The sequence below is a fragment of the Agrobacterium sp. 10MFCol1.1 genome, assembly GCF_000381165.1.
Taxonomy (GTDB): Bacteria; Pseudomonadota; Alphaproteobacteria; order Rhizobiales; family Rhizobiaceae; genus Agrobacterium; species Agrobacterium tumefaciens.
In genome coordinates, this window is record NZ_KB906073.1 from 325,193 (window position 1) to 342,598 (window position 17,406).

Annotated in this window: 14 protein-coding genes; 5 read left to right on the top strand and 9 right to left on the bottom strand. The window is 59.8% G+C overall.

Annotated elements, in window-relative coordinates; genetic code table 11:
- Window positions 1–4: 4 nt before the first annotated feature.
- Complete coding sequence (locus F617_RS0106195) at window positions 5–976, top strand: LysR substrate-binding domain-containing protein (RefSeq protein WP_019564763.1); 972 nt, start codon at window positions 5–7, stop codon at window positions 974–976.
- A gap of 16 nt (window positions 977–992) precedes the next feature.
- Here F617_RS0106195 and F617_RS0106200 read toward each other — a convergent pair whose 3' ends face one another.
- From F617_RS0106200 to F617_RS0106235, 8 genes are all read right to left on the bottom strand, one after another.
- The gene (locus F617_RS0106200) at window positions 993–2,345 is read right to left on the bottom strand and encodes an LLM class flavin-dependent oxidoreductase (protein WP_019564764.1); all 1,353 of its coding nucleotides are present in this window, start codon (window positions 2,343–2,345) and stop codon (window positions 993–995) included.
- A 55-nt stretch (window positions 2,346–2,400) separates the two neighbouring features.
- On the bottom strand, window positions 2,401–3,996 hold the full coding sequence (locus F617_RS0106205; RefSeq protein ID WP_019564765.1) for an ABC transporter substrate-binding protein: 1,596 nt from the start codon (window positions 3,994–3,996) through the stop codon (window positions 2,401–2,403).
- 41 nt (window positions 3,997–4,037) lie between these two features.
- Window positions 4,038–4,376 carry a DUF3088 domain-containing protein gene (locus tag F617_RS0106210; protein WP_026330699.1) on the bottom strand — a complete coding sequence of 113 codons (339 nt, stop codon included), beginning with the start codon at window positions 4,374–4,376 and terminating at the stop codon, window positions 4,038–4,040.
- A gap of 296 nt (window positions 4,377–4,672) precedes the next feature.
- Window positions 4,673–6,262: an ABC transporter substrate-binding protein gene (locus F617_RS0106215; RefSeq protein ID WP_019564767.1), complete on the bottom strand. Its 1,590-nt coding sequence runs from the start codon at window positions 6,260–6,262 to the stop codon at window positions 4,673–4,675.
- 33 nt (window positions 6,263–6,295) lie between these two features.
- Window positions 6,296–7,495 carry a M20 aminoacylase family protein gene (locus F617_RS0106220; protein ID WP_019564768.1) on the bottom strand — a complete coding sequence of 400 codons (1,200 nt, stop codon included), beginning with the start codon at window positions 7,493–7,495 and terminating at the stop codon, window positions 6,296–6,298.
- Between the two features lie 93 nt (window positions 7,496–7,588).
- Window positions 7,589–8,758 carry an LLM class flavin-dependent oxidoreductase gene (locus F617_RS0106225; RefSeq protein WP_019564769.1) on the bottom strand — a complete coding sequence of 390 codons (1,170 nt, stop codon included), beginning with the start codon at window positions 8,756–8,758 and terminating at the stop codon, window positions 7,589–7,591.
- The gene (locus F617_RS0106230) at window positions 8,749–9,645 is read right to left on the bottom strand and encodes an NmrA family NAD(P)-binding protein (protein WP_019564770.1); all 897 of its coding nucleotides are present in this window, start codon (window positions 9,643–9,645) and stop codon (window positions 8,749–8,751) included. The genes F617_RS0106225 and F617_RS0106230 overlap by 10 nt, the downstream gene beginning before the upstream one ends.
- Window positions 9,646–9,652: 7 nt before the next feature.
- Window positions 9,653–10,708: an ABC transporter substrate-binding protein gene (locus tag F617_RS0106235; protein ID WP_019564771.1), complete on the bottom strand. Its 1,056-nt coding sequence runs from the start codon at window positions 10,706–10,708 to the stop codon at window positions 9,653–9,655.
- Window positions 10,709–11,067: 359 nt separating this feature from the next.
- On the opposite strand from F617_RS0106235, the gene F617_RS0106240 reads away from it, so the two are divergent.
- Window positions 11,068–12,375, top strand: coding sequence for an NtaA/DmoA family FMN-dependent monooxygenase (locus F617_RS0106240; RefSeq protein WP_019564772.1), 1,308 nt, complete (start codon window positions 11,068–11,070; stop codon window positions 12,373–12,375).
- A 61-nt stretch (window positions 12,376–12,436) separates the two neighbouring features.
- On the opposite strand, the gene F617_RS0106245 is transcribed toward F617_RS0106240, so the two are convergent.
- Window positions 12,437–13,465: an LLM class flavin-dependent oxidoreductase gene (locus F617_RS0106245; protein ID WP_026330700.1), complete on the bottom strand. Its 1,029-nt coding sequence runs from the start codon at window positions 13,463–13,465 to the stop codon at window positions 12,437–12,439.
- Between the two features lie 385 nt (window positions 13,466–13,850).
- On the opposite strand from F617_RS0106245, the gene F617_RS0106250 reads away from it, so the two are divergent.
- The 3 genes from F617_RS0106250 to F617_RS0106260 all read left to right on the top strand — a co-directional run bounded on the left by F617_RS0106250 (window position 13,851) and on the right by F617_RS0106260 (window position 17,310).
- Window positions 13,851–14,999: a mandelate racemase family protein gene (locus F617_RS0106250; protein ID WP_003511150.1), complete on the top strand. Its 1,149-nt coding sequence runs from the start codon at window positions 13,851–13,853 to the stop codon at window positions 14,997–14,999.
- Window positions 15,000–15,003: 4 nt separating this feature from the next.
- On the top strand, window positions 15,004–15,633 hold the full coding sequence (locus tag F617_RS0106255) for an SGNH/GDSL hydrolase family protein (RefSeq protein ID WP_019564774.1): 630 nt from the start codon (window positions 15,004–15,006) through the stop codon (window positions 15,631–15,633).
- A gap of 78 nt (window positions 15,634–15,711) precedes the next feature.
- A complete protein-coding gene (locus F617_RS0106260; RefSeq protein ID WP_019564775.1) occupies window positions 15,712–17,310 on the top strand; it encodes an ABC transporter substrate-binding protein in 1,599 nt (532 codons plus the stop codon).
- Window positions 17,311–17,406 lie beyond the last annotated feature (96 nt).

Below are 17,406 nucleotides of genomic sequence, written 5' to 3' on the forward strand. Positions count from 1 at the left end.
GGCCATGAGAACGGAATTCATCCCTCCTTCGGTCGCAAGAGCGGCTTTCCGGTTGCCGACGCTTTCACGGCTGCCACCGCTGACAGCCCTGCGCGCATTTGTCGTGGCCGCGCGTCACGCCAGCTTCTCGCGGGCGGCGGAAGAACTGCATGTCTCGACTGCCGCAATCGGCCAGCAGGTCCGCATTCTGGAAACCCATCTCGGGCAAACACTCTTTAGCCGCCAGCGCGGCGAGCTGGTGCTGACCGAGGCCGGCAGCACGCTTTACCCCGGCCTTGCGGACGCTTTCGAGACGATGATCGGCAGCCTTTCCGATCTCATGGCCTCCGGCGGCCGGCGGCAGGTGAAGGTTCTGGCGGAAGGCTGTTTTGCGGCCCGATGGCTGGCGCCGCGGTTGGGAACCATCGTTCCAGCCCTTGGAGACGTAGATATCTCGATTGAATCTCTCGAGGGCGATACCATCGACCTCACGCATTTCGATGCCGATTGCGCGATCGTCGCCACCCACGGACAAATCCCCGGTTTCATTCACGAACCGCTTTTTGCCGACACCGTCAGTGCCGTCTGCACCCCGGATTTTGCCACCCGCTACCAGCTTGGTGGTGAACCCGAGCGGCTTCGGGATATCTCTTTTGCGATGTTGCGCGGCAACGGCACCGATGCTGCCTTCGAATGGGCAAACTGGCTGCGCGCCTGCCGCATTCCGCTTCGGCTTTCCGCAGCAGGACCGCGCTTTTCGCGTCAGACCGCGCTGATAGAGGCACTCTTGTCCAGCCACGGCATCGGCCTTGCGCGCCACTCGCTCATTTCTGAAGAGCTTCGAACCGGCCGTCTGATCGCGCCTTTCGGTGTGCCTCAGCCGACCGCCAGCCGGTATCATCTTCTGACCAGTCCTGACAGGCGGCGGCTGCCGGAAATCGCATCTCTACTCGCCTTGTTGCGCGAGGATACACGCTCACTCGAAGCCGCCGCCTGAACACGCCCGTCCCACATCAGGCGCGTTCCCTTTGCAACTCCCTGGTCGTATGGATGTTTTCTGGCCGGGGCAGGCCGTAATGATCACGCAGCGTGTCGCCCTCGTAGTCCTCGCGGAACAGCCCGCGCTGTTTGAGGATCGGCACGACCTCGTCGACGAAAATATCGAACCCGCCATTCAGCCATGGCGGCATGATGTTGAAGCCGTCGGCAGCACCTTCACGGAACCAGGTCTCTATCCAGTCTGCCACCTGTTCCGGCGTTCCCGAAATCACCTTGTGGCCGCGCCCGCCGGCAAGCCGGTGCAACAATTGCCGGATCGTCGGATTTTCCCGGTCGATGACATCGAGAACCAGCTGATGCCGGCTGCTATCCGCCTGCGCGCGCGTCGCTTCCACCGCCTCCTTCGGCAACGGCTGATCGAGATCGGCCGATGAGAGATCAATGCCGGTTATGCGCTGCAACTGCCCAAGCGAAAAGGCCGGCTGGATGAGATCGTTGAAACTCGCCTCTAGCTTTCGCGCCTCCTCTTCGGTGGAGGCGATGAAGGGGCTGATCCCCGGCAGGATTTTCACATGGGCGGGATTGCGCCCCGTGGCCGCCACGCGCCTCTTGATGTCGGAATAAAAAGACCGCGCACTCTCCAGAGTTTGATGCGCGGTAAAGATTGCCTCGGCATACCGGGCAGCAAAGCCACGGCCGTCCTCCGAAGAGCCGGCCTGCACATAGACCGGCCTGCCCTGCGGCGAGCGTGGCAGGTTAAGCGCGCCCCGCACCCGGTAGAACTCGCCCTCGTGACTGGCAGGATGGATGCGGTCGGTATCGGCGAAAAGACCGCTCTCCTTGTCGGCGACGATGGCATCGTCTTCCCAGCTGTCCCAGAGCTTCGTCACCACATCGACGAACTCAGTCGCCTGCCGGTAACGGTCGGCATGCGGCGGATGCTGCTGGAGATTGAAGTTTCCGGCCGCCGCATCGGCGGAGGTCGTCACGATGTTCCAGCCCACCCGGCCGCCGCTGATATGATCGACCGAGGCGAACAGCCGCGCGAGATTGTAAGGCTCGTAATAGGTGGTGGAGGCCGTCGCAATGAAGCCGATCTTTTCGGTGACGGCCGCCAAGGCCGCCAGCATGGTGATCGGTTCCAGCCGGTGCCGGGCGGCATAGCGGATATTGGCGTCCAGCGCCGGCGCATCGGCAAAGAAAATGGCATCCAGCTTTGCCGCCTCGGCCTTGCGAGCGATATCCTGGTAGAGCCTTATATCGGTGACGCGCAGTGGCTCCGACTCGGGGTGGCGCCAGGCTGCTTCATGGTGCCCACCCGGATAAATGAACGCATTGAGGACCAGCTTCTCGGATTTTCTGCTCATGGCGATGAACCCTTTTCAACTTTGACGCGGCTTTAAACGAGAGGTGAGGATGCGCTTACGCCTCCTTCGTCACCCACGCTTTGGCGAGATTGCCGCTGAGACCCTCCGCCCCTGTCGCGTAATCCTTGATGCGGACGCTGCCGACGACCGGCTGGATTGGCGAAACGAGATTGATGACGGGAAGATCCTTGGCGACGACGGCCTGAAACTCCTTGAAGAAGGCTGCGCGCTTTTCGATATCCGGCTCCACCGCGGCCGCTTCCAGCAGCCGGTCCACTTCCGGATTGGCGTAGTGGCTGGCATTCGAAAACGGCAGGCCGATCTTGAAGTTCTTGCTCCAGTAGACACGCTGCACGCCGGCCGTCGGATCGAAGGTATTGGAGAGGGATTCGACTGAAAGGTCCCAGGCGCGATCGGTATAAACGACCTTCACATAGGTGCCGAAATCGAATTTCTGGATATCCGCCTCGATGCCGATCTTGGAAAGCGCCTGCGCTATGAAATCCGAATAGGTCTGCGGGTTGAACGGGTTGGTGGTGACCCTGAGCTTGAAGCGCTTGCCGCCATCCTTGCGCGGAAAGCCCGCCTCATCCAGCAGCTTTTCCGCCAGCGCGACGTCGAATTTGGCAAAACCGATATCCGGATTGTGGAACTTCCCAAGGCCGGGGCTGATCGGCGTGGGCGATGGCACGGCGTAACCGTAAAGCACGGTATCGATCAGCGCCGGAACGTCGATCGCGTGGGCAATAGCCTGCCTCACCTTCAATTCCTTGAAATATTCGTTCTCAAGATTGATGACGAGCTGGTTCTGCTGGCCGGCATAGGCGTAGATGCGGTCATCCACCTTCAGCGTCGGGATGGATTTCAGTCGTTCCAGATCGGCAAGCGCCACCGGGTTCGGGCCAATGTCGCCCTCTCCGGTTTCCAGCGCCGCCGCGCGAGCGCCCGCATCGTTGATGAGGCGAATGATGACGCGGTCGAGATAAGGACCTGACGCATCCCAGTAGTCGGCATTCTTTTCCAGAAGAATATGGCTGCCCGGCACCCATTCCTTCAGGACGAAGGGACCGCTGCCGATGATCTGGGCGGGTTTTGGATTGTCGGTCGGCTTGAAGGTCTCGAAGATGTGCTTTGGCACAATAGGCGATTCCGACGAGGCGAGCGCGGTTATCAATCCCGGCGCCGGCTTGGAAAGCTTCACCTTCGCGACCAGCGGATCGGAAGTATCGACGCTTTCAACATGCGAGAAAGTCGCCCGGCCGCGCGGATGGGCTTCCTTCAGCCGCAGGATCGAGAACTCCACATCTGCCGATGTCACCGGCTTGCCGTCATGGAACTTCGCATTCGGCTGCAGATGAAAGACATATTCCAGCCCGTCGGCGGAAACGCTCCATTCTTTGGCAAGGCTCGGCTTGGGCGAAAGTTCGTAATCGTACGTCAAAAGCCCGTCATAAATCTTCGAGCCGATGAACTGCGGACCGCCCGCACTGGTATTGATTGCCACGAGCTGCGTCGGCTCGGGAAAATAGACGATCTTGAGCGTACCGCCCGAAACCGGCTCTTCAGCAGCAGCGAAAGAACCGCCGGGAAGCGCCACGAAAGCGCCGGCGGCGAGTGCAATTTTATGAAACTGGCGTCTGGAAAAGGTCATGTCTGTCTCCGATAAAAATCCGATGTGCGGGGTGCGGCATCTCAGTGCAGTTGCGGGAACCCGTGACGCTCGGCGAGGATTTGCAAAATGCGTTTCGTGTCCTGAATGAAGTGCGTGTCGCCTTTAGTCGTCGCATCGGCTGGTGCATCGCCGGTAAAGACGAAAAGCGGCAACGACTGGTTTTCCTCACCCACGACGGCGATGACCGCTTCGCGCGGACGCTGAAAACCGACCCGGTGGATATCGATCCCGGCGGCAAGGTCCGGAAAGGCGGCAAGCAGGCCTTCGATCTGGTTACAATGCGGGCAGACGAACCGGACACCGGGGTGCTTGGGGTCTTCAAAACCGGGGGCGATCAAAAAAAGCGTATCCTTGGCCATGGCATCCATCGTGTGTGGGTGAGATTTCATGGACACAGTGCAGGCAGAGAAATCAGAGGTCCAGAAAGCTATTCTTCCCGCAAAACGAAGAATTCCTTCGCCCTAAATTATTGAAGAAATTGATTTTTTTAGAGTTCCGATAATTGGCATCACCGTTCCTGCCGGCCTGTTCCAAAGGCAACGTTTTTCCCGAAAACGCCGTTATCCCGCGATAGTGAAAAAAGGCCGGAGGGCCGTTTTCAGCAATAAAAAACCCGGCAGAATTGCCGGGTTTTTTATTGCCATATGCAAAACGCTCACTCGTTCTTCCAGGCCGTCGACAGATCGCCATAGGCAATGTCGATGGTGGTGACGAGAGACTGCAGGCTGGTGTTGCGCAGAATGACGGTCGGCAGGGCGACGATAGAGAAATTCGGCAATTCGTCACCGGTGATTTTCTGGATATCGTGGAACTGCCCCGCCCGTTTCGTTTCATCCACTTCAATCGCAGCGGCGCGGAAAAGATCATCCACCCTGGGATTGTTGTAGTGGGCGGCATTGACGTATGGCGCGGGTTTCTTGATGCCATCGGACCAGTAGAGCCGCTGCACGCCCGCTGTCGGATCAAACAACCGGCTGATGCCGTTCACTGTCAGGTCAAAACCGCGCTCCGTATAGACGCGCTTGATGAAGGTGGCGAGATCGCCTTCGACGATATCCACCTTCACGCCGAGCTTGCCGAAGGACGAGCGTAGATATTCGGAGGTTTTGCGGAAAACGTCGGAGGGCAGGAAGGCCAGCCGCAGCGAAAAACGCGTGCCATCCGCACCCCTCGGATACCCCGCCTTGTCCAGCAGCTCGTTCGCTTTGGCCAGATCGAAGGGATAGGTAAAGGGCTTCTCGTCATTATAGGCGGTGAATACCGCTGGAATGTTCGAACCGGCGGGTTTCGCCGTGCCGAAAAAGATCGCGTCGTTGATGAAATTGCGGTCGATTGCATGTGCCAGCGCGTGCCGCACCTCCTTTTTCGCGAGGATCGGGTTCTCCAGATTGAACTCGAATACGGCGGCGTTATTGAGATAGGAGTCGGTATAGACCTCCACCGAAAGCTTGGGATTTTGCCGCAAACGCTCCAGATCGCTGTAGGAGACATCGGCGGTATAATCCGCCTCGCCCGTTTCCACCGAGATGGTGGTGGAGGCCGCGTCAGCGACGAACCGCGCCACGAAGCCATCGAGATAGGGAAGATCGGCCTGCCAGTAGTTCGGGTTCTTCCTGAGCTTCACATAGCTGCCGCGTTTCCATTCCTCAAACACAAAGGGGCCAGTGCCAACGGGCGCGTTGCCGTTCGGGCTCTCATTGTAGTTTTCCGAAGCATAGGCATGGGCCGGCAAAATGGGCGTTTCGCCACCGGTCAGCGCCCTCAGAAGATAAGGCGCAGGTTTGGAAAGCACCACTACCGCCGTCAGCGGATCGGGCGTTTCGATATCGGCAACATTGGCGAAAGTGATACGGCCGCGTGGGCCCACCTTCTTGAAGGCAAGCAGGGAAAATTTCACATCCTGTGCGGTGAAATCCTTGCCATCATGCCATTTGACGCCCTTGCGCAGCTTGAAGGTGTAGCGCAGCCCGTCGGCGGAGGTTTCCCAGCTTTCGGCGAGAACCGGATGCGGCTTGAACTCGCTGTCGAAGCGCACCAACCCTTCCAGAATCTTGGTGGAAATCGCGCGCGTGCGCGTATTGGAATCGGAAAGCGGCACAAGCGTCGTCGGCTCACCGAGACCCGCAAGGGTGACAATACCGCCCTTTTTCGGCGTCTCCGCCGCCAGCACCGGCACGGATGGCAGCAGCATGGCCACACCTAGCGCAGCACTCAAAAGCAATGTCTTACGTCTTGTAATATCCATGAATGTTTCCTCTTGCAGGCTTGTTTTCAAATTTCAGGCAGGCTTCAGCCGGGTTTCGACCAGTCGGGCAAACAAGGTGGCGCCGACCGGCAGGATGGCATCGTCGACAATGAAACCGGGATTATGGGCCGGCACGGTGCCGGAATGACCGAGGGTGAAAAACGCACCGGGCGCATGTTTCAGGAGGTCGGCGAAATCCTCGCTGCCCATGAAGCGGCTGGGCTCAGTGGAAACGCGCTCGTCTCCGAGAACTTCGCGCGCCACCCCGGCCACAATCTCCACCGACGCGTCGTCATTGGTCAGAACCGAGAATATGTCGCGAATATCCACCTCGGCGGTGAGCCCATAAGCGGCGGCAATGTGATCGGAAATCGTGCGGATTCGGCCCCTTATGGTCTCGCGCACGCTGTCGGAGAAGGCCCGCACCGTGCCTGCAATCGAGGCCGTTTCGGGGATGACGTTATAGGCAGATCCCGCCTCGATGCGGGTGATCGACAAGACGGCCGGATCGGTCGGCGGCACATTGCGGCTGACGATGGTCTGCAAGGCCTGGATGAGTTCACCCGTCGCTGGCACCGGATCACGCGAGACATCCGGGTGAGCCGCATGCGCGCCCCTGCCCTTCAGCCGGATATCGAAGAAATCGGCGCCTGCCAGAATGGTACCGGGCGAAACCTTCAGATGGTTGGGTGCTGCATGGGAGGAATTGTGCAACCCGTAAATTTCATCGACGGGGAAATCCTTGAACAACCCATCGGCGATCATGGCGCGTGCGCCACCCAGTCCTTCCTCGGCGGGCTGGAAAATGAAAATCACCGTGCCGGCAAAATCACGGGTTTCCGCCAGATAACGGGCGGTGCCAAGCAATATGGTGGTGTGCACATCATGCCCGCAGCCGTGGAACTTGCCGGGATAGACCGATGCATAAGGCAGCCCTGTTTCTTCCGGCATCGGCAGGGCATCCATATCCGCCCTCAACCCGATTGAACGGTTGCCAGCATGACGGCCACGCAGCACGCCGACCACGCCGGTCTTGCCATAACCGCGATGCACCTCGATGCCCCAGGAGGTGAGCTTCTCGGCGACGATGCCGGAGGTGCGCACCTCTTCGAAACCGATTTCCGGATGCTGGTGCAGATCGTGGCGGATGGAGACGAGTTCGGGAACATAGGTCCCGATCCGGTCTATGACTTTCGGCGCGGGCGTTTTGACGGGATCGACGGCAATATTCACGGTATCTCCTCAGGGCAAAAAAGATCGTTCTCGCAATCTCTGTGATTGCGAAGTGCTAAGCTTCAGAACTGGAAATCTGAGGCGGGAGAGGCGTCAGAGCCTCAGGCCAGCCTCCTTCATCAAGGGCAGAATGCGCTCAGCGAAATATTCGAGATCTTCGCGGAAATCGTAGAAATTTAGCTGCACGCCATCGATGCCGGCCTTTTTCAAGCCGACAAGCTGCTCGACCACCTGCTCCGGCGAGCCGATGATTTCGATATTGCCGCCGAGATTGCGCCCCTGCTTGTGGCGTGCATCGCCGCGACCCCGCCAGGCATGGGCGTCACTGTCGTAATTGTTGGTCGCAAAGGCACGGGTGCCGGGCTGCGGTTTTCCCGCCTCGATGGCGTCGGCATAGGCGATCGCTTGCCTCTCCGTATCGCGGCTGACGATGATCGGATTGATGAGCGTCTTCACCTGACGGCCATAGGCCTTGGCGCGGTTCTTGATGGTGGCGATATGATCGGGAAGCGTTTCCAGCGCACTGTCGATATGCGCGCCGCCGGGCGAGGTAACGAAAACCAGATCGGAATGGCGGGCGGCGAAATCGATACCGGCTGGCGAGCCGGTCGCCGTCACCAGCGGCGGGCGGCCAAAGGCGGGCTTCGGCGTTATCCAGCCGTTGTTGATGGCCCAGGGGTTAAGCTTGCCCTCATAGGAGAAGTTTTCGGTTTCTCCCCACAGGCGGTGAAGCACATCGAACAACTCGCCCGCCATATCGTAGCGCTTGTCATGGTCGATCCGCCGCCAGCCGAACATTTCATGCTCGATGGCGCGATGGCCGGTGACGATGTTGATGCCCCATCGTCCCCTGGCGATATGATCCAGCGTTGCGCCATATTTGGCGAGATGAAGTGGATGCAGGGGACCGTAAAGCACATGAATAGTGGAGATCAGAAGAATGCTCTTGGTGACCGCCGCCATGGCGCCCAGCGCAATGAAACTGTCGAGCGAGGATTCTCCGTCATAACCGCCCTTGGGCAGCCATTGCGTGCGGCTGAAGGCGATTTCGAAACCAAGCTCCTCCGCGCGCTTCACCAGCTCCGCATTGTAGTCGAAGGTCCAGCTATTGCTGGTTGGCAGGCTGGAGAAGTTGATGTCCTGCAGATTGAGGAACAGCCCCAGCATCAGTGGCTGCTTCACCGCGCGGCTGAGCGGGCTGTCTTCGAAATCAGTGGGGCTTTTCAGTTCGGGACCTTCAGGCAGTGAAACAGTCAGCGCCATGTCTTTTCTCCCTCGGAATGATTACTCTGCGGGGTGGTCGCTGCCAGCCGGGCGCGCAAATAGGCCTCCACGCTGCGGGGCTGCCGACCGGTAATCCGCTCGATGTTGTCGTTGACGGGGGCCGCGAGGCCCTCGCGGATGAGTTGGCCAAATTCACCAATCGCCGTCTGTTCGAACGCTCCGATATGCGGCGGAAAAACGGAAGCGGAATGATGCGATATCCCCACGGGGCGATGCAGGATACGGGCCGCGATGCGGGCGATTTCCAGTGCCGTCAAGGCTTCACCGCCGGTTAGCACCAAGGCGCCGGAAACAGACGTGCTCGCAGTCAAGGCGTGAACCGCCACATCGGCTATATCGTCGGCATCAATGAAGGAAACGGCCGCATCGCCGAAACGGGCGGGCACATCCTCCCCCTGGCGTAGTGCTGCGACGATGGGTTCCAGCGCCACCTGCATCCAGGCATTCGGCCGCAGCACCGTATGCGCAATGCCGCTCCCGGCCAGATGTTTTTCGACCTTGGCGTGGGCGGCACCCGAGATCGAGCGTGCGGCATTGGCGATGGTCCAGTCGGAGCCGGATATTTTCACGATCCGCGATACGCTGGCGGAGAGAGCGGCATCGATGACCGCTTTCTGGTCCGCCGCCAGCGTTTCACCGATTGGGGAAAGCAGGAACACCGTGTCTGTTGCGCGTGAGGCCTCTTTCAGGCTGGCCGGATCGGAGAAATTACCCTCCGAAATATCCACCCTGTCGCCCCAAAGCTTGAGCGCGTCCTCACCCCGGCGGGTCAGCACCCTAACCTTCGCCTCTTTCTGCAAAAGGCGGCTGACGACGCGTTGGCCGAGCTTGCCGGTTGCACCCGTTACAAGAATGGTTGCTGTCATGACGCCCTCACTTCACCGCAGCCTGTTGCAGTAAAGAAAGGGCGCGCGGATCTGCCCAGTCGTTCACATCGAAATCGTCAGGGATGAATTTCCATTCCGGCAGGAAATCCTTGAAGTGGCTGAGCGCATCCAGCTCCGCCGGATCGAGATCGAGCCTCAGGTTACGGTACACATCCGCCCCGTTGGCGGCGATAACCGCTTCCTCACTGACACCGATCTCGCGGGCGATGAAACGCACCGCTTCCGCCGGATTGGCGTTCGCCCAGCCGGCAACCCGCTGTACCGTGGCCACGAGGTCGGCGACGAGATCGGGCCTTTCATCGGCAAAGGTGGCATCTACAGTCAAAGGACGTGGCGTGCCGTTATTGATGCGGATTTTCGGATCGGGGTGAAACCCGGTCGACACGACGACGTGCGCGCCAATGAGATTGGCGACGGTTACGCCCTCCGCCCCTTTGACAAACAACGCATCGATCTTTCCGCGATGCAATGCCGCGATCTCCTCCCCATAGGGCAGCCGTCGGCGCAGGCCATGGAACCTGTCGTCAGCCGGTCCGAGCAGCACCGGCTCGGTTGCGGTGAGATCGACCAGCTCGACCTCCGCCACGGAAAGGCCGGAAACGGTCAGTGCCGACACGATGCCCTTGAGCGATGTGGCGTGCTGGAAGTCGATGGTTTCGTTCGGTCGTTTCGGCAGCCCGATGCGCCGGCCCTTCAGCTCGCCGCCCTTTGTTATACCACTGGCTGGCAGCGCTATGACCGCCTGAAACTCGTCGGTCCTGGTCAAACCGACAAGACGCGTCTGGCGTCCGCCGGATTTTGCCCAGATAGGCGGAATATTACCGCCCTGACGGAAGGACCAGTCCAGACGGTGATCGAAATGGCTCTGGCGAATGGCCGGATCCGCCGCATCGCGAATGGAGGACACAGTAATACCGTGGCCGGCGAAACTCTCCTCGATCCAGCCAAGCTGCACCGCGATGGAAAGCGGCGTCGGCGCCGGGCAGCGCGTGTACCAGACGGTTTCAGGGTGGGTTATCTGGCGAAGGGCCGCATCAGCCATGGCGTTCGTCCTCTCAATTGCGATCTCTACGACACGCTACACGCCATAAAATATTTTCTATAGATAAAGTGTACTATTTGAGAGGCCATTGAGGAAATTCGTTTCCGTATCAGCATGGCTTCGTGCTTGCGGTAAAATATCCTTTCGGAAACGGCGTCATTCTCGCGCGATACTTCGGCGGAGAGCGGCACTCGATGTGAGCCTCTCCTTGGGAGCGCCGGCCATGGCTGGGAAGTTTTTCTTCTCCTGACAGCAAGGATTTTTAACTCGCGACCGGAACCCCGGCTGTTACGCTTCCCCGCAATTGTGTCGGACCCGCAAGCCGGCAATCCAACAGACCTGAAAGAAAAAGTGGCAGCATGAGCACGAACAAACGCCGGCTCAATCTCAATGTCGGCATCAATACCACCGGATACCTCGCCAATGCCTGGAAATACAGGAGCGGAGACCGGCACGACATCAACGATATCGGCTATTACCGGCGACTGACGGAACTGGCTCACAAAGGCCGGTTCGACGCCGTTTTCCTTTCGGATCACCCGGCATTGCTGACCGACCCGACAAGCCGACCGTTTCACACCATCGATCCGCTCATCCTTTCCGCATCGCTTGCCGCACAGGTGCCGGACATCGGGTTCGTGGCGACAGTGTCCTCCACCTATAACTCGCCCTATAATTTTGCGAGACGAACGCAATCCATCGATATCATCACGGGCGGCCGGTTGATCGTCAACATCGTCTCCTCCTTCAATCCGAACGTCGCCGCCAATTTCGGCAACGACCCGCTGCCGCCACGCAATGAGCGATATGCCAAGGCCACCGAATTTCTCGATGTCGCGAAAAAGCTCTGGTCGAGCTGGGATCCGCGCCGCGAAGGCGAGATATCGGAAGACCGCTTCTGGGATGCGGCGACGGCCGAGACCATCGATCACGAGGGGCAATATTTCCATGTCAAAGGCCCGCTCAACGTCCCTCGTGGACCGCAGGGGCACCCCGTCATCGCTCAGGCGGGCGCTTCCGAGGGCGGCATCGATCTGGCGGCACGTCACGGCGAGATTATCTATTGCAACATATTGTCCCGTCCCGCCGGCCAGGCCTTTGGCAAAAAGGTCCGTGACCGCGCCGTTTCTTTCGGCCGCGATCCCTCCGGCATCCGCATCGTTCCCGGCCTCGTCGTCATTCTCGGCGAGACGCGCGAGGAAGCGCTACGCAAACACGAACTCTACAGCGGAACCGGCTCGGAAGACGGTCTTCTGGCACGCTTCGCCAAGGAAAACGGTATCGATCCCCGCGATTTCGATCCCGACGCGAAACTGGATGGCGAGCGCTTCATTCCCGACCAGAACCGGCAATGGGCTGTCGGCATGGGGCTTGGCCTTTCCGAACTGCTGACCCATGAAAAGCTCACCGCCCGCGAGGCCGTGCGGCGCTCGGAGGGGCATCACCGGCTACTGCTTGGCACAGCGGAAGAGGTGGCGGACGGTATCATCGATCTCTGGCAGGACGGAACGGTTGACGGCTACACATTGCAGCCGCCCCGTGCCCCTGACGATATCGCCGAATTCGTCGAACAAGTCGTGCCGGTGCTGCAAGACCGCGGCGTTTATCCGCGTGAATACGAAGGCACGACCATACGCGAGAGATACGGCCTGCCTCAACCGGACTGACGCTGTTCGCCTCGTTCGCCATTCCCACGCTCGGCGCAGGAATGGCGGCGTTGTGAACGCGCTATTGAGCTGTCGCCACTTTCAAAATCGGTCGTCCGCCGGAAAGCTGCGGCACGACGGACGCGAAATCGGTCACGATCTGGCGATAGTCTTCCGGCTGGAATTCATAGGGCAGTTCCAGACGGAATTCCGAGACATGCGGCAAAACGGGATCGCGCGACAGCTTCTCCAGAATTTCATCCGTCGTCCCGACAATATCAGGCAGAAAAAGCGTGCGGCGCGCACCATGCGGCGTATGCGTGCGCTTGTCGCGCTCGGCCGCAAACTCCGCATAACGGCGGCGTGTCGCCGGGCTGGCACTGTCCGTCGGCAAAATCACGCGGCCAAGGGCGACGCGCGGCTGGCGCTCATGCGCCCACTCCTGCCGGAACCGAGCAACGAGGGCCGCCTGCGCCGTCAGAAAATCATCGGTATTTTCACCGCTGACGATATTGCCGGTCAGCAGATTGAATCCCGCCTTCCCCGCCCAGCGAGCGGAATTCTGCGATCCGCCGCCATACCACAGCCGGTCGGTCAACCCCTTGGCGAAGGGCCGAAGGCGAGGTACCTGCGCGCCCGCTGCATTGCCCGCCTCCGTTTCGCTGGACAGCGGTTCTGATCTCAAGGCCCTGGCGAGCTTCTCGGCACGGGCATGGCTGTAATCCGCATCGGGCGCCGTATCGACATAATCCGAAATCAGATGGGCGAAGGGCGGCGCGCCGACAGAGACGCCGACATTCAACCGTCCGTGTGACAGCACATCCACGGTGGCGAGATCTTCCGCCAGCCTGAAAGGGTTTTCATAACCCAGTTGAATGACGGCGGTGCCGAGGCCAATCCGCTTGGTGCGCTGCGACGCCGCCGCGAGAAAGGTGGCGGCCGAGGACACGCCGCGTTCCAGATGGCGCTGGCGGACCCAGGCGCTATCATAACCCAGCGCCTCGCCGGCTTCGAAAAGCTGCAGAGTTTCCTCCAGCCCCTGCGCAGGATCATCATCGTGATAGTTGCCGGGAACCAGAAAAGCAAAATGCGAGATATGGGAAATAGGCATGGTGTACATCCGGGAATGTTTGTTGAGGCATGATGAAGCTCAGACAGCGCAGGTGCGGCCATCATCCTGTACCGCGCATACCCAAGCAGAATGCACGATGACCGGCATCGCTGGCGCGGCATGGTCTTTTATAGTCCCGGCGATTTTTGAAAGATCGTTGCGCGATTCAGTAGTCTACTAAAATTATAGATTAATCCTCAAGGAGCGGTCGCTTTGTCCCCTCTCCATCCTTTTAAATACGCCGACGTATCGAGCGCCGCGCGAATGCCCTTGATTTTCCTCCCCAACATGTAATACAGATTATCATACATGTTGACAAATAATGCATACATGTATGGCATTGCAGCCACCACGAACGCTGCGATACCTGCATGAGGGAGGAATTATGATCATCACCGACGTCGAGGTCCGTGTTTTCCGCACGACGACCCGTCGGCACTCGGACAGTGCCGGTCACGCACATCCGGGTCCGGCGCATCAGGTGGAACAGGCCATGCTGACCATCCGCACGGAAGACGGGCAAGAAGGCCATTCCTTCACAGCGCCGGAAATCGTTCGCCCGCATGTCATCGAAAAATTCGTCAAGAAGGTGCTGATCGGCGAGGATTATCGCGACCGGGAACGCCTTTGGCAGGACCTTGCTCACTGGCAACGCGGCTCGGCGGCGCAGTTGACTGACCGCACGCTGGCGGTGGTGGACTGCGCGCTCTGGGACCTTGCCGGCCGCAGCCTCGGACAACCTGTATACAAGTTGATCGGCGGTTATCGCGACAAGGTGCTCGCCTATGGCTCGATCATGTGCGGGGACGAGCTGGAAGGCGGCCTAGCAACGCCTGAAGACTACGGCCGGTTTGCCGAAACGCTGGTGAAGCGCGGTTACAAGGGCATCAAGCTTCACACCTGGATGCCGCCCGTCAGCTGGGCGCCGGATGTGAAGATGGACCTCAAGGCCTGCGCGGCCGTGCGCGAAGCGGTCGGGCCCGATATCCGCCTGATGATCGACGCCTTCCACTGGTATTCCCGCACCGATGCGCTGGCATTGGGACGTGGCCTTGAAAAGCTCGGCTTCGACTGGATCGAAGAGCCGATGGATGAGCAGTCGCTCTCCTCCTACAAGTGGCTCGCCGACAATCTCGATATTCCCGTCGTCGGCCCGGAAAGTGCAGCTGGCAAGCACTGGCACCGCGCAGAATGGATCAAGGCCGGCGCCTGCGATATTCTTCGCACCGGCGTCAACGATGTAGGCGGCATCACGCCGGCGCTCAAGACCATGCATCTGGCCGAAGCCTTCGGTATGGAATGCGAGGTGCATGGCAATACGGCCATGAACCTGCATGTGGTCGCCGCCACCAAGAATTGCCGCTGGTACGAGCGTGGCCTCCTGCATCCCTTCCTCGAATATGATGACGGCCACGACTATCTGAAGTCTTTGTCCGACCCGATGGACCGCGATGGGTTCGTTCACGTTCCCGACCGGCCGGGCCTTGGCGAGGATATCGATTTCGATTTCATCGACAACAACCGGGTGAGATAAGGCTATGAAAACCGTGCTCGCCTTTGGAGACAGCCTCACCTGGGGCGCAGACCCGGCAACGGGTCTCCGCCACCGGCCTGAGCATCGCTGGCCGGAGGTGCTGGAGGCCGAGCTTTCCGGAATGGCGAAGGTTCATGCCGAAGGACTTGGCGGGCGCACCACCTGTTATGACGACCATGCCGGCCCGGCCTGCCGCAATGGCGCGCGAGCGCTTGAAGTCGCGCTTTCGTGCCACATGCCGCTTGATCTCGTCATCGTCATGCTCGGCACCAACGACATCAAGCCGGTGCATGGCGGTCGCGCGGAAGCCGCCGTTTCGGGCATGCGGCGGCTGGCGCAAATCGTCGAGACCTTCATCTACAAGCCGCGAGATGCAGTGCCTAAGCTTCTGATCGTCGCGCCGCCGCCCTGCGTCGCCGGCCCGGGTGGAGAGCCCGCAGGCGGTCGCGATATCGGACAATCACTACGGCTTGCGCCGCTCTATCACAAACTCGCCGCCGAACTTGGGCATCACTTCTTTGATGCCGGATCGGTCGCCAGCGCCTCGCCAGTGGATGGCGTGCATCTGGAAGCGCCGGCAACGGCTGCAATCGGCCGGGCGCTCGCCGCTCCGGTCAGAGACATTCTTGGCTGATCACACGAAGCCTGTGGAGGAACAGGCGCGCGGATCGAAACGTGGAAGGCCGTATGAACCGGCCGTATGGGAGGAAAAATGAGACATTTTCTTGCAACCGCAGCCCTCGGTGCACTGCTGATCGGCGCCGTGCCGTTCAGCGTCTTTGCCGAAACGCCGAAGGACCAGCTCATCGTCGCCACGACCATGAGCAATATCCTGACCCTTGATCCAGCCGCCATTACCGGCCGCGAGACGGTGCAGGTTCTGAACAATATCTACGACACGCTGGTCGTGCTTTCGCCCAAAGATCGCAGCGTCCAGCCCCGCCTTGCCGAACGTTGGGAAATCGGCGAGGACCGGAAATCGATCCGCTTCCACCTGCGGGCCGACGCCAAGTTCGCGTCGGGCAACGCCGTGACGGCAAAGGACGTGGCTTGGAGCCTGAAACGTCTGCTCGCCCGCAATCTGGCGCAATCGTCTTTCCTCAAAACGCGCGGTTTCAAGCTGGAGGATGCCGACAAGCTTTTCGTCGCCGAAAACGACCAGACCTTCGTGCTTAATATTCCGAAGCCTGATGATCCCAACCTGCTGCTGATGATCCTTGCACAGAATGGGCCCGGCTCGATCATCGACAGCCAGACGGCGCTTGCCAACGAAAAGGACGGCGATCTCGGTGGCGCGTGGCTGACGCTCAATGCGGCGGGCTCCGGCCCGTTCAAGCTGACCCAGTGGAAATCCAACGAATATATCATTCTCACCCGCAACGACGATTACTGGGGTGAAAAGGCCAAGATGAAGCGCGTCCTGATGCGCCATCTGCCGGAATCGCAATCGCAGCGGCTGATGCTGGAAAAGGGCGATATCGATGTCGCCTACTCCCTGCAGGCGCCGGACCTGAAGTCGCTCGAAGCCGACAAGACCATCGCCATCGAATCCACACCCGGCTCCGGTTTTTATTACCTCAGCGTTTCGATGAAAGACGAGCGCTTTGCGAACAAGAAAGTGCGCGAAGCCCTGCGTTACCTGATCGACTACGACGGCCTCGACAAGGCGGTCATGCCCTATTACGGCAAGCTGCATCAGCGCTCTCTCAGCACCGGTGTGATGGGCGCGCTGCCGGATCAGGGCTACAAGCTCGATATCGCAAAAGCCAAGGCGCTTCTGGCTGAAGCCGGTTATCCAAACGGTTTCAAGACGACGTTGCGCGTGCTCTCGGAAGACCCCTTCATGAAAGCGGCAACGGCAATCCAGAACACGCTGGCCCAGGCCGGCATCCAGGCAGAGTTGATCAGCGGTTCAGGCGACCAGATTTACGGCGCCATGCGCGAGCGCAACTTCGAACTGCTTCTCGGCCGCGGCGGCGGCGGTCAGCAGCCGCATCCGGACAACAACCTGCGCTCCATCGCCTATAATCCGAACAATGCGGACGACGCCAAGCTCACCAACTATCAGAGCTGGCGCACGAGCTTCTTCGATGAAAAGCTGAACAAGATGATCGAGGAAGCCCTTGTCGAGCGCGACGTGGCGAAACAGACGAAGCTCTACGAGGACCTTCAGGCCTATATGGACGAGATCGTCATGTCCATTCAGCCATTCTCCGAAGTCGTCGACACCGCCGCTTTCCGCAGCGACATCAAGGGTATGATCGTCAGCCCATGGCTCTCGCGCTTTGAAGAGGTGAGCAAGGAGCGGTGATCGGCTGCCATATCTGCGAGTAGGAGAAGGCGCGGCTAACCCCGCGCCTTTTTGCTGTAATGAAGCTCCATTCACCCAATGTGTTAGGCGAAGCCT

What these genes read in the sequence shown, in the direction of transcription:
- F617_RS0106205 (WP_019564765.1), bottom strand. Translation starts at nt 3,996, where the DNA reads ATGACCTTTTCCAGACGCCAGTTTCATAAAATTGCACTCGCCGCCGGC.
- F617_RS0106255 (WP_019564774.1), top strand. Translation starts at nt 15,004, where the DNA reads ATGAAAACCGTGCTCGCCTTTGGAGACAGCCTCACCTGGGGCGCAGAC.
- F617_RS0106210 (WP_026330699.1), bottom strand. Translation starts at nt 4,376, where the DNA reads ATGGCCAAGGATACGCTTTTTTTGATCGCCCCCGGTTTTGAAGACCCC.
- F617_RS0106195 (WP_019564763.1), top strand. Translation starts at nt 5, where the DNA reads ATGAGAACGGAATTCATCCCTCCTTCGGTCGCAAGAGCGGCTTTCCGG.
- F617_RS0106230 (WP_019564770.1), bottom strand. Translation starts at nt 9,645, where the DNA reads ATGACAGCAACCATTCTTGTAACGGGTGCAACCGGCAAGCTCGGCCAA.
- F617_RS0106200 (WP_019564764.1), bottom strand. Translation starts at nt 2,345, where the DNA reads ATGAGCAGAAAATCCGAGAAGCTGGTCCTCAATGCGTTCATTTATCCG.
- F617_RS0106215 (WP_019564767.1), bottom strand. Translation starts at nt 6,262, where the DNA reads ATGGATATTACAAGACGTAAGACATTGCTTTTGAGTGCTGCGCTAGGT.
- F617_RS0106240 (WP_019564772.1), top strand. Translation starts at nt 11,068, where the DNA reads ATGAGCACGAACAAACGCCGGCTCAATCTCAATGTCGGCATCAATACC.
- F617_RS0106225 (WP_019564769.1), bottom strand. Translation starts at nt 8,758, where the DNA reads ATGGCGCTGACTGTTTCACTGCCTGAAGGTCCCGAACTGAAAAGCCCC.
- F617_RS0106250 (WP_003511150.1), top strand. Translation starts at nt 13,851, where the DNA reads ATGATCATCACCGACGTCGAGGTCCGTGTTTTCCGCACGACGACCCGT.
- F617_RS0106260 (WP_019564775.1), top strand. Translation starts at nt 15,712, where the DNA reads ATGAGACATTTTCTTGCAACCGCAGCCCTCGGTGCACTGCTGATCGGC.
- F617_RS0106245 (WP_026330700.1), bottom strand. Translation starts at nt 13,465, where the DNA reads ATGCCTATTTCCCATATCTCGCATTTTGCTTTTCTGGTTCCCGGCAAC.
- F617_RS0106235 (WP_019564771.1), bottom strand. Translation starts at nt 10,708, where the DNA reads ATGGCTGATGCGGCCCTTCGCCAGATAACCCACCCTGAAACCGTCTGG.